Source organism: Bacillus sp. CCNWLW194 (assembly GCF_037120585.1).
Lineage (GTDB): Bacteria > Bacillota > Bacilli > Bacillales > Bacillaceae_G > Bacillus_A > Bacillus_A basilensis.
Map to the genome: position 1 here is coordinate 343190 of NZ_JBBBBL010000004.1, position 14016 is coordinate 357205.

The 14016-nt window shown below is 33.1% G+C and carries 4 protein-coding genes; all 4 read right to left on the reverse strand.

All coding sequences use genetic code 11. From position 1 onward, the window contains the following. Positions 1-14: 14 nt before the first annotated feature. Positions 15-2654 (reverse strand): OmpL47-type beta-barrel domain-containing protein, encoded by a 2640-nt coding sequence (locus V7S50_RS11645; RefSeq protein WP_336376352.1) that lies wholly within the window; start codon positions 2652-2654, stop codon positions 15-17. An 85-nt stretch (positions 2655-2739) separates the two neighbouring features. After that, complete coding sequence (locus tag V7S50_RS11650; RefSeq protein ID WP_336376351.1) at positions 2740-6390, reverse strand: hypothetical protein; 3651 nt, start codon at positions 6388-6390, stop codon at positions 2740-2742. A gap of 89 nt (positions 6391-6479) precedes the next feature. Further along, positions 6480-10196 (reverse strand): hypothetical protein, encoded by a 3717-nt coding sequence (locus V7S50_RS11655; protein WP_336376350.1) that lies wholly within the window; start codon positions 10194-10196, stop codon positions 6480-6482. A gap of 85 nt (positions 10197-10281) precedes the next feature. Beyond that, on the reverse strand, positions 10282-13980 hold the full coding sequence (locus V7S50_RS11660) for a hypothetical protein (protein ID WP_336376349.1): 3699 nt from the start codon (positions 13978-13980) through the stop codon (positions 10282-10284). Positions 13981-14016 lie beyond the last annotated feature (36 nt).

Genomic DNA, 14016 nt, shown 5'->3' on the forward strand with positions numbered 1-14016 from the left:
TAGAATCAGCTCTTTTATTTCAACTCTATTAAAATTTGGTTGTTAACTGGCTTTGTTTTATCCAATTTAACCATTCTTGTTGATTCTTTTGAAACATTACCTGCCTGGTCATATGTTCTGGACGTAATCGTTGTAAGACCTTCTTTTCTTACGAAAAACGGCTCACTGTAATTAGTCCATCCTTTAGTTTCTGCACCGTCTAACTTATATTCTATCTTTTGAATGCCAGAGACAGATACTTTCTCTATCTCTGTAATGTTTATTGATGTGCTATTTATATTCCCTGCTTTATCCTTTAATTTAAATGGATATCTTCCATTTTCAGATACAGTAAATGTCGCATTATCTCCTTTCACCCATTCACCACTTGGCAATTGAATAGAATCCATACCACTATCATTATCTTTTCCTATAACCGTTATTACTCTACGAGTCTTGTCATACTTATCGTTCTCATAAATATAATTCTCCTGAGTCGAAAAAGTAGGGGCTTCTTTATCTATATTCTTAATCTCTAAAACTTTTTTCGTTACATTCCCTGCTTTATCATGTACCTCAAATGTATAGGTTCCATTTTCATATACTTTAAAATCAAAGATATCTTTCTCTACCTTGCTCTCATTAGGGAGAATGGTGTAATCTATACCACTTTGAGCATCAGAAGTTTTTACTTTTATGTTTATATCTGTATTGGTCCATTCCGTTTGAGATTGCTCAAATTCTATGGTAGGAGATGTTTTATCAATCTTTACTTCTATAGACTTCTCCGTTACCATCCCACGATTATCATGTACTTTATACGTATAAACACCTTCTTTAGATAAGGTATCCGTGTAAACAGAATCCAGTATATCCTTTCCGTTGGGTAACTCTATCTTATTTATTTTAAAGTCATCATCATCCAATAACTCGAACTTTAAATCTGTCCATTTTATTTTATAATCCTTTTTATACACATCAATATTCATACCTGTATATGGCTCGAAATTTGAGTGATAATCATTTGGTACAGTAGAGATAAATTCAAATGTTTGTTTTCCTTGTTCCTTCAGTGTCTTTAGCGGAATTACTTTGGGAATTACCCATGTTTTTACCAAACTATATTCTGAATCATATTCTTTATTTGAAGCATATGCATATCCTATCTGAGCATTTATCTTATCAACGGATTCTGTAGCATTTAGTAATTCTACAGAACCCGATACTTTTATTCTTTTCCCTTTGTAGGTTGTATAAGTTTCCCAAATCGAATGGTACTTACTTCTATAGTCTTGTGTATAGCTTGTATGTAAACCAACTTGGTTAGAAGCACTAATGTCTACTTTTACATCTTTATTTGTCCATCCATTTGCGTTTCCTGAAGACTTCACCAGAACCTTTGAAGGTGTATTGATGTTTCCTACAGGGACTGTATAATATCTGTAATTTCCTGCTTTATCTTTTGCGATAAATAGATATTCCGTGTTCTCCGAAACAGTATATTTAAACGATGAAGACTTTACTTTATTTCCATTTGGTAATTGGATATAATCCACCCCTGATTCTTTATCAGTTACTTTAAAATCTAATATGAATTCGCCCTTTTGGGTCTGATTGATTAATTCTTTATTTAATAATTCGATGATTGGTGGTTGAACATCTTTTTGATTTTCGTTAGGTGTGTACGTTTCATCTATAACACTTACGTCTTCTTTATTAAAGTTTACAGTATCAGAATAAGCATAAGATTCGTCACCTTGCGTATCAAATGGTTTGATATCTAATATTTCTTCAGATAAAAGCAATGGATATCCATCTTCGGTTTTATTAATAACTTTCCATTTAATAGGTACATTATTGTATATACCGAAATTTAATACATCACCTATTTTTAAATCTTTTGCCATCGTCCCATTACTTAACTTGTATTCTGGCTTTAAGTGAATGGCAGGTACAATACCCTTTGAATTATTAGCGTTTCTTCTTCTAACACTTGCCTCTGTTATTCCATCAATCGTTAAGAGGGCTTCACTTCCTACATCTTCTCCCCCACTTGATGTATACCATTCTATAGATTCCTCATAGTAATTTCTTTTCTGTTTCGCTTCATTTGAGATGTTTTTTCGTAAAGGTGTACCTCTTTTCTGTAAGTAATTATAAACTTCATATACGTTTAACAAGAAAACCTTATCATTTTCATATTTATAATAATACTTGTCATGATTCATAACTAAACCACTTTGACTAAACGTAATAGAAGGATTGTAATACCTAAGTAACGGAAGTTTTAAGTCCCCTCCATCATGAACTCCTGACTTTTTATCAAACCCTGTAACATTGACTCTATGCTTTGTAATAGCAATTGCGTCATATTCTTCTTCTGAAAAACTATGTAGAAACCCCGATTCTTTATCGTAAGAGAAATTTTTTATTTTTGCTGATGTTGGTGGCTGATTTGTAAATTGAACATTCTTAGCATCACTATTTAGCCATTCTCTTATATTTGAACTCGTCCAATATGAACTCCCATATAATTTCCTACCTGATGCAGACTGTTCGATTAAGAAATTCTTTTTAGGACTCGGATTTTCTTCAGCATGTATATGCACAGGAGCTAAACAAGATAATAGTGCCCCTATTGATAATAGTGCTATGTTTTTTTTAAACAATATCATCACCCCCCGTTTCTATTTCTTTACTTATTATATAAAATTTTACCAACTATAGTCAAAACAAAAAGGAGGGGTATTCCCCCTCCTCTTAATCTTTTCCTGTTATTTTCACCTGAATATCTTTATTCTGCCAAGTAGATGGAGCTTCTATATCTACCGATGGATTTTCTTTATCAATATTCGAAACTACAATTGAAGCAATCGTTTCATTTCCACCTTGGTCCACTGCTTTAAAGTAATAAATCCCATTTTCTTTTACAATGAAGGTTGCCTTATCATTATTAATCCAATCTCCGTTTGGTAAACAAATTTTGATTACACGACTATCTTTATCAGTGGCAACCACTTGTAAGGTCACTTCTTTATTGGTCCACTCTTTTGTACTTGGTGTAATGCTTATCTCAGGTGAGAATTTATCCTCATAGTGATAATGAGCTACTTCTGAAATATTACCTGCATTATCAACACTCGCTACATGAATATAAAACTCTTTTTTGTTTGTAACATCGAGTTGATAAGAAGTGCTTGTCGTTTCTATCTTTTCATCGGGTATGGTATTTGATTTTTCATCAATAACAATGGAATATCCTCTTAAACCTGTTTTTACTTCCGTTTTTACAACATTAGATGTTAATTGACTTTTCGTATCACTACCTTTAGCTTCTACATAATATTCATAAGTAGTTCCCTTATCAACAGATTCTTTAAAATTGATTATTGCCGTATCATCTAAATTCAGCGTCACTTTGTTAATATCAGGTTTCGAAGGGGCATCCACATCTTGACCACTTCTATCATCTAAATGCGTATCGGACGTTAATTGAGCTAAATAGAACAGCGTATTCGCTAACACCTTTTGTTCATCAGGTGTTGCTTGCCCATTAGAATGACCAGTTTGAATAATAGCTGTGTTATTCCATGTGTGTAAATAAGCATTTGTATTACTATTTAAGGAATCATCAACTGCACTTCCCGTAATAGGATTACCCCAACTGTTTCCCACGAATTTCATCCATGTATCACCATTAAAATGAATATTCATTGTATGGGCCATTGGAATTTTTAATTCAGTTCCTACATTGCCTATTTTCCATGGATATTCCAGTAGCAATCCTTTTTTAGTAATTGCTATTTTTTCACTACCAATCCCTCTGAATTTTGTAGGGTCTGATACATTGAAATCATCTTTGACCGCATCAAAGAAATCAACTGAGGATGAAATTTTTGTCATTACATCATGACCTGCGAGTACCCCTTTTCCTCTCCGCTCAAAATCCTTTATTGCCTGTATACTTTCTTTTCCCAAAGGGCTCCATCCGTTTGCATCATATGTACCTATCATCATTACATCATATTTATCTTTTCCTTTTTCATCATATATGTAGGAATTGGGTGATGAATTGAATTCTTCTTGCGTTACTGCATCCACTTCAATAACTCCCATCCCATAACCTTTACTATTTTCAGAATTAGATTCTTCCATCCATTTCTTTAAACTGGCTGATACAGGCATTACGTTTCGTTTGCCATCTCTATCTATAAAATCAATTGTAGAAAGCGTTGTATCTTTCCATTTAGTAGGGTAGATGTTTAATACTTTTACTTTCTTTTTATAATCAGTAGCAGAAACACTTTGAAATTCTTTTTCTCCATCTTTTTTCTTAAATACTTTATACGTATATGGCTCCGATTTTCCACCTTCCCAAGTTAATTGAACCATATTCTCTTTATGATTCGCTTTTGCTTCTAATATTGGGATTTCAATTGGAATATGAGCTGTTTCACTTACATTCCCTTGATTATCTATAGCCTTTATATGTAGAAATTGTTTTTCGTCTTTGATATTTCTAAATGAAATATTTTCATCCGTTGTGTTTATTGTATTTCCTGGTTCGGTTTTTGGATTTTTATCTAATACATAACTATAGCCTTTTATCCCCGATATTACTTCTACTGATTTTTCTGTTGAAAAAGGTGTTTCTCCATTTTCAGATAAACCTTTTATCTTGTATTTGTAATTCGTACCTATATCTTTAGGCTTATCGAATTTTACATTTAAGTTTTTGTCTTCTTTCACTACGGTTGCCTTCATAACTTTGTTCGGTTTTTCTTTATCAATCGCATTTATATCCTCAAACTCGGAACCATATCCTTCATATATCTTCGAACCATCTCTTTGCAACTGAACTTTTGTAGCATAACCTACCTTGATATCATCCACATACGTATTTCCGTTTTTTGACTCTACTTGTTGCCTCAATTGTCTTGGATTTTTTAACCAATCTATATCTGGATAATCAGTTACATTGCTATTCATATTAATAATTTGCCAACCTTCACTATGCTTTACTGTTTTTGTTGCAAATCTAATTGGTTCTCCAATATTTCTTTCTTTCCATTTTTCACCTTTTTTAAAACTACCTTTAATAGGTGCATTTAATGTTACCGTATTTGTATCTTTATCAATCTCTCTTACACTTAAGTTCTCTTTTTGGTCATACGGGTCTGTATCTGACGTAATACGGGTGCCCAATCCAATTCCTGAAACTGTATTCAGTTTAAATGTCTTTGTTCCAGGCATTACATCTTCTGCAAAATAAATGTTCTTATATGTAAAAGAATTTCTATATGTCCAATCTGTAAAGAGAGAAACCGTCCCTTCGTTGTCCGTTTTTACTTTTACAGAAGCAGAAACAGGCTTTCCATTTGGCAAGGCTATAGGGTTGTATAACCAAGTATGGTTCCAACTTGAAGTTATAGCATATGGCCACCACACTGAATTCCCTTTATCAGGGAATGTATTCGGAGTCATATATGCTCCTGTACCCGCATAAACATTTTCTTTTTCATGAACAATTTTTTGTCCACCATCACCTAAACCATTATTTCCATCATAGACTAATTCTGGTTTAGGTTTTTCATTTTCTTCATATCCAACTGTCCATAGTACATCACTATCTAAAATTTCAGTAGCCCAATCTGCCCTTGCATGTAAACCATTTTGAGAAACACTTAATTCTGGAATTCTGGACATTAAATATAAATCTTTTATTTCCTTGTCATCTGTCCCACCGTTAAATATGTTAATCTCATCTAAAATACTTTCTCCATCTAATCCATACTGATTATCGTAGCTATATCCGCTAATTACTAACTTGTTGTTCCAACCAACTTTTTCAGAGAATTGTTTCCCTCTTACTTGAGATAAATTTTGCTTTACTCCATTTAAATAAAGTTTGTTTTTATTTACATCACTTCTATTAAATACTGCCACAACATGGGTTAATTCATTTGGTTTTATCTTGTCTTGAACACCAAATACGTCATCATTGTTTGTATTAAAACCAAAAGAACCTTCTATGAAATATAATGAATATTCTTCAAAACCAATAGGCATAAACATATCTTTCTTCCCATCCCATTTCATCCAAAATGAGAATGTTAATTCATCCTGTTTTTTTATGTCTAAATCTGATAAAGGAATTTCTACTTTGTCACCATTTGGTTTTAATCCCTTATTCCTACTCCCTGGTTCAAAGTTCTCTTTTCCTTCATTTGTTTTATAAACTTTTCCATTCACTGTATTTTCTATCTTCTCTTTATCAAAATTCATTTCAAGTATTTTTCTTTGATTGTAATATTCAATATCCCCATAACTGGAAGCTTGAACAACTTGAGGTGAACTTACCATAGCCGTTAGCATTGTAATTACTGATATGATAGATGTGTATTTTCTCATATTTATCGCCTCCTTTACTCATTCTACCTTACTATTATAGACTCATTTCATCAACTAAAGTCAATAAAAAAACAACACCTAAAAAGGTGTTATTCATCAGTTCCTACAATTTTCACTTCAACATCCCTATTCATCCAATTTTCAGGAGCACTTATATCAGCTTTTGGATTCTTTTTATCTATATTTGATACAACGATAGATTGTACTGTTTCATTTCTTCCTTGGTCCACTGCTTTAAAGTAATAAATTCCGTTTTCTTTCACAATGTAAGTTGATTTATTGCCATTTACCCAATCGCCATTCGGCATTTGTAGTTTCATCACTCTACTATCTTTATCTGTAGCTGTAACGTGTAATACAATTTCCTTATTAGTCCATTCTTTTACATTCGGTTCAATCATTAATACAGGAGCCTGTTTATCCTCGTAATGATAGTGAGAAACTGCTGAAACATTTCCTACCTTATCCACACTTGCTACATGCACATAAAAGTCTTTTGTATTAGGAGGTGAAACGGTATAAGATGTGCCTTTTGTTTCTATTTCAGCATCAGGAACTGTATCTGACTTTTCATCAACCACAATTGAATATCCTTTCAATCCAGAAGTTACAGTTGCTTTAGAAATGTTAGACTTTAATTTACTATTACTATTTCCACCAGTTGCTTCTACATAATATTCATAATCCGTCCCTTTATCCACTGCATTTTTATAGTCAATAGACACATTTCCATCTGAACCTAAATTCATCGACGTTATATATGGCATTGTAGGCGATGTAACATCTTGGCTACTTCTATCATCTAACTCTGTTTCAGAAGTTAACTGAGCCAAATAGAACAGTGTGTTTGATAATATTTTTTGCTCATCAGGAGTAGCCTCTCCATTCGAATGACCTGTTTGTATCATCGCTATGTTATTACGAGTTGTTAAATAGAAGTTTAATGGGTCATCCATACCTATGTTTTCATAATTAAATCGTAGCCATATATCTCCTGCTGTTTTTTGTTTATAGGTGTGTGCAAAGGGAATTTTTAATTTTGTTCCAATATCTCCAATTGCCCAAGGATAATTTGTTAACAATCCTTTTTTATTAATTTCTACAGTAGAATTACCTGTTACGAATTGCTTTTTATCATTATTCCCATTATAAATATTCACATTTTCATTTACATATTCTATCCCATTACCCTCACCAATTTTTATAAAATTTGGTCGTAAGTGATGAATGGTATCATGACCAAAAAGAAGACCTTTTCCTGAAGCGACAAATGTATTCACTTCGGCTACCGAATCATTAGAAATATCTTGCCAGTTATTGTTATTCCACAAACCAAACACAAGCTCATCATATTTATGTATCATAGATGGGTTTTTATTGAATTCAGTGATAGAAACAGCATCCACATGAATTAACCCTTTCCCATAACCTTTTTCATTCTCCTTGTTAGGCTCTTCCATCCATTTTTTTAGCGAAGCAGATTTTGGAAGTGTAAATGCCTCGCCTTTCCAATTAGAAAAATCTATCATTGGAATATAATCTTTATTTGTATTATCTTGACTTCTTGTTTCTGGATAAATCTCTAATACATGTATCCCATCTTTATAACTACTTGTTGATGTTGTTTGGAATTCTTTACTACCTTCCTGTTTCTTAAATACTTTATAGGTATATGGTTCAACACTACCTTTTGTCCATTCCAGATGCACAAAGTTCTCTTCATTATTTGCTTTTGTTACTAACTCAGGAATTTCAATAGGAATATGTTTTACTTCACTTGCATTCCCTTGACCATCAATCGCCTTTAAATGTAAATAATGTTGTCCTTTCTCCTTTAAAGATGTTTTTAATGCTTCTGTTGTTAAATTAATCTTATCTGAAGGAATCGTATTCTTATTTTTATCAATGACATAACTATATCCTTTTACGCCTGACGTAACTGTGACTTCTTTCTCTTTAGAAAGTGGTGTTTCACCTGTTTTGGATAACCCTTTTATGTTATAAACATATTTTGTACCTAAATCTTTAGGTTTCTCGAAATTGATAGATAAATCATCTTTATCCCCGTTAAAAGTTATCTTCCTAACCATGTCTGGTTTTTCTTTATCCGTTGCTCCCTTATCTTCAAATTCAGAATTATACCCTCTATATACCTTATTTCCATCTCGATATAATTCAACTTCTGTTGCATACCCCATTCGAACATCATCTATATACATTCCATTCAAAACCCATGAGGTAATAAAATAAGTAAATCCTCTTTTCGCAGTATCATAATAATCCTTGTTATCAACCGTTGTATTTAGATTAATCGTTTTCCATGTGTCAGAGTTAAAGAGTTCTTTTGTAGGAAAATATGCAGGGTTAAAATGTGTATGTCCTGGTACATCAGCCCCTTTAGGGAAATCTTCTGCAATAGGGCGACTCAACTCCATTGTTTTTGTTTCTAAATCAATGTGAGTAATATATCCGTAATCATAAAATCTATCTGGGTTAGCTTCAGGAATAATTTTATCGGCATAATAATAATTTCTCATTCGTTTATTCACTACATCTATAGGGAATTGTTCTAAATTATCTACCTTTAAACGTTTACTACCCGCTTTTGCATCTTCTAATAAAGTAAGCGGTTTGCTATACCCATATATAGAAGCTAAAGTAAAAGTTTTATTGATAGGTCCCCCAATAGCAGTTGAAGTAATAGTGGAATGTCCTTTTGGTTTCACTTTTACACTCATACTAAAGTGAGAGCCATTTGGAGCGGTTTGTCTTCTACTAAAATTCATATAGCTCGTTTCAGACTTATGTTGTGACTTATCCTCACTTTCATTAAACCAATTATTCCCCTTACCATTTACTGTTGACCCAATTTTCACAGAAGTCTCTCCATCATACGATTCTTCATTCGTAAAACTCTGTGAGCCATCAGGTGTATTTGACCTTGGAGGAAACGTAGGTTTTTCTTCTCCATTTTCAAAAGACGTTTTATAAAATAAGTCTGTGTCTAAAATTTCAGTTGCCCAATCCACTCGTGCATGTAAATTATTCTGTCTTACTGATAAATCAGGCACCCGCGAAAGTAGAAACATTTCTTTTGCTTGCTTCTCATCTGTACTTCCTTTATATAAGTTCACTTCATCTATTACAGAATTCCCTGTGACCTTATGAACCTCTTGTCCATTCCAACCACTTATTTGAAAATAATTCGTATTAAATATTGCATTCTTATTATTGACCGTCCCTCTTATCTGCTTAATATCCTGTTTTTCCCCATTTATATACAATTCGTTCTTTTCAACATCGTTTTTATGAAACACAGCAATGACATGCGAAAATTGATTTACTTTTATCTTATCTTTCACACCATATATATCATCATTTCCTGTATTAAATCCAAAATCACCATTATTTAACCAAAGGCCATATTTACCAAAACCAATCGGAATGATTCCATCTCGATTTGAATTCCCTTTTAAATCTCCATCCCATTTAAACCAAAACGAAAGGGTAATCGTATCGTCTTGCTCTATAGACAAATCTTTAATCGGAACTTTTATATCATCCCCATTTATTTGTAACCCTTTATTCTTACTACCTGGGACGAACGTTTCTTTATTTGATGTTGTTTTATACTCTTTACCACTCACTGAATCTATCGTTTTTTCATTATCAAAATTCATTTCAAATACTTTTCTTTGATTATATGAATCTACACTTCCATAACTGGAAGCATAGGCATATTGAGTTGATGCTATCATTCCTGTCATCATTGCTACCGTTGATAATACTGCAATACATTTTTTCATATACTCGCCTCCCTAAAAAACATTATACCTATTATAGACTAAAAACATTGACTAAAGTCAATGAAAAATAGCACCTTAACAGGTGCTATTCATCATTTCCTATTATCTCAACTTTTACATCTGTATTTACCCATTTATCTGGAGCATTTATTTGTACAGTTGGATTCTTTTTATCAATGTTCGAAATGATAATAGATTGTATCGTTTCATTACCACCTTCATCCACCGCTTTAAAGTAATAGATACCATTTTCATTTACAATGAATTCGGCTTTACTTCCATTTATCCATTGTCCATTTGGTAACCCTATTTTCTTCACCCTACTATCCTTATCTGTAGCAACTACATGTAATGTTATTGTTTTGTTCGTCCAATCCTTCGTACTTGCAGTAATTGTTAATTCAGGAGAAAATTTATCTTGATAGTGATAGTGAGATACTTCCGAGATGTTACCTGCATTATCCACACTTGCTACATGGATATAGAAATCTTTGGTATTAGGAACAGTTAACTGATAAGAAGCAGTTATTGTTTCCGTTTTTTCATCGGGTATAGTATATGGGTTTTCATCAATAGCAATAGAATATCCTTTTAGACCTGTTTTTACTTCAGCTTTTGCAATGTTAGACTTTACAACACTTTGTGTGTCACTACCTTTTGATTCAACATAATACTCATAGGAAGTCCCTTTATCAACAGACTCATTATAAGAAACATCTACTGTACCATTTTCATTCAACACAGCCTTATTAATATTAGGCTGTGTAGGTGCGTCTACATCTTGACCACTTCTATCAGCTAACTTTGTATCTGAAGTCAATTGAGCTAAGTAGAACAAGGTATTCGCTAATACCTTTTGTTCGTCTGGTGTTGCTTTTCCATTAGAATGACCAGTTTGAATCATCGCTGTATTACTCCATGTGGTCAGATAGAAATTATTTGTTCCTAATCCTGTTTCGGGGTCTGAAACCTCTGGTCCCACTCCAACGTCCTTGTCCACAAATGGCGATTTCCAATCTGAATAATTCATCCACACATCCCCTAAAGATACTTGTGAATTCGTATGCGAAATTGGAACAGATAACTTAGAGCCTATATCACCTATCGCCCAAGGGAAATTTGTTAACAACCCTTTTTTCTTAACCTCAATGTTCTGACTACCAATCCAAGGCATTTGAATCGCTGAAGCTCTCGCTTCATAGACATTTCCATTAAACGGATACGTTTTTATTCTAAGGAAATCACTCAATTTCACAAAGTTTTTTAAGTTGTGATATTGCGTAATTGTATCATGCCCTGCTAAGAACCCTCTTCCAGAATTAATAAAATCCTCTATGACTTGCTCTCCTTGAATGCTTAAATCTTGTTGCCTATTTGTATCCCAAGCCCCTGCATAAACTACATCATATCGCCAAGAACCATCTGGGCTTTTTAGGTATTCATTAGGGTTTTTATTAAACTGATTTAATTCTACTGCGTCAACATCTATTAATCCCTTTCCATATCCTTTTGCATCCTCAATATTCGGTTCTTCCATCCATTGCTTAAGCAATGCTGATTGAGGAAGAGTGATATTCTCTCCTTTCCAGTTTTGAAAAGTAATGTCTTTCATAAGAGAAGCGGTATATGGATACAAGTTTAAAACTTTTACTTTTTTCTTATAATCCGTTGCTGACACACTTTGAAATTGTTTTTCTCCTTCTTTCTTTTTAAACACTTTATACGTATAAGGCTCAGTTTTACCACCACTCCACTTCAACTCAATTAAATTATCTTTATGATTTGCCTTTGCCTCTAATGTAGGAATCTCAATCGGAATATGTTTTGTATCACTTGCATTTCCTTGATTATCAACTGTCTTTATGTGTAAATAATACGGTCCACTCTCTCTTAATGAAGTTTTTAATGATTCTCCTGCTAAATTCACATTATTAGATGGTATTGTAGTTGGATTCTTATCAATCAAATAACTGTAACCTTTAATTCCCGCCGTAACCTCTACTTCCTTATTTTTTGATAATGGTGTTTCTCCATTTTTTGATAATCCTTTAATGTTGTACGTATATTTCGTGCCTACATCCTTTGGTTTATCAAAGGAAATAGATAAATCATCTTTATTTCCATTAAAAGTTATCTTCCTAACCATGTCTGGTTTTTCTTTATCAATTGCTTCTCTATCTGCAAAGTCAGACATTAAACCTTTGTATACCTTTTTACCATCACGATATAATTCTACTTCCGTTGCATATCCAAACTTTACATTATCTAAATACACAACCTTGTCAGTTAAGGAAGCCATGTAATAGGAACCTCCTCGTTTACTCACATCATAATCTTTATAATCAGTAACATAGGTGTTAACACTTACTTTTTTCCACCCTTCCTCGTTTGCTACATTACGAGCAGGGAACGACCAAGCTCCTCTCCATTGGCGAAAATGAAATGGCGTTCCTTCTTCTACATCTCTATCTACACCATCAGAATTACGAAATGTAACCGTCTTATTTTCTGTATCTACACTTTCCACTTGCATCACCGCACCAATTTTTAATTCATCTTGGTCAAGTGTATATCCATGCTTTCCTACTTTGAAAGCATCTGGATTGTCAATATGTGCAACTTTAGCTCCCCTTTTCATAGGTTTCGTTAACTTTACTGGTGGTAAATCGTGGTCATAAAAACTTTCTGCCCATCCACCATCTCCATTTGCCATAATTAACGACTTAGTTCCACCATTATTCTTTGCATAGTAAGTAACACTTAATGGTATTCCATTCTTAAATTTAAACCTCTCCCATACATTTATAGAACGCTCTCTATTTCTATTCGGCCATTGAATCCAGTTCCCATTTTTAAACGTATCTTCTGTTCTAATAGATTGCTTGCCAGAGAACTTATCCTCTGTTGTAATAGACTGACCTCCATCACCATAAAACTCATCATATCCCCATTTAAAATTCGGTATAAAATCATTCGTTTCAAAATCCGTTTGATACAGTAAGTCACTATCTAAAATATCAATTGCCCATTCTGATTTCGCATATAATTCATTTTGATACACATTCAATTCTGGAACTTTAGATAAAAGATATAAATCTTTCTCTTCTCCGTCTTGTATTGAATCTTTTAAAACATTGAATTCATCAAGTATGATACCCTCATCCATATCGTGATAGTTATCATATTTCAATCCACCTATTTGAAGCGAGTCATCAAATGTAGCTTTTTTATTATCAGGACTTCCTTCCAATTGTGAAAGTTCTTGTTTTTTTCCATTAATGAATAGCTTGTTTTTCATAACATCATTCTTGTGAAATTCAGCTAACACATGCGTCATTTGTCCTGCTTTCAAGCCTTTCTCCATACCATAAATATCATTTTTACCTGTATTGAAACCAAAGTTCCCATTGTGAAACCATAGTGTATATTCCCCAAAAGCAAATGGTATAAAATCATTATCATTTCCATCCCATTTCATCCAAAGAGATACTGTGATTGTTTCTTCTTTGTCTATTTTTAAATCCGAAGACGGAATTGTAACTTTTCCAGAATTCAATTGAATTCCTTTGTTTTTACTTCCAGGTACGTACACCTCATTTTGATTCGAAGAATCATATGTTTTTTTATTTATCTTATTTTCAATTCGTTCTTTATCAAAATCTATATCTACTACTTTTCTTTCGTTATAATAACTCTCTGTTTTGTTTACGTTCGCAATTGGAACATCACCTACCGCTCCTGTAGTAAGAGCAATGGCTGTGAACATAGGTATTAAGATTTTCATACCAACACCACCTTTTATTTATGTGTCTATACTATA

What these genes read in the sequence shown, in the direction of transcription:
- V7S50_RS11645 (WP_336376352.1), bottom strand. Translation starts at nt 2,654, where the DNA reads ATGATATTGTTTAAAAAAAACATAGCACTATTATCAATAGGGGCACTA.
- V7S50_RS11650 (WP_336376351.1), bottom strand. Translation starts at nt 6,390, where the DNA reads ATGAGAAAATACACATCTATCATATCAGTAATTACAATGCTAACGGCT.
- V7S50_RS11655 (WP_336376350.1), bottom strand. Translation starts at nt 10,196, where the DNA reads ATGAAAAAATGTATTGCAGTATTATCAACGGTAGCAATGATGACAGGA.
- V7S50_RS11660 (WP_336376349.1), bottom strand. Translation starts at nt 13,980, where the DNA reads ATGAAAATCTTAATACCTATGTTCACAGCCATTGCTCTTACTACAGGA.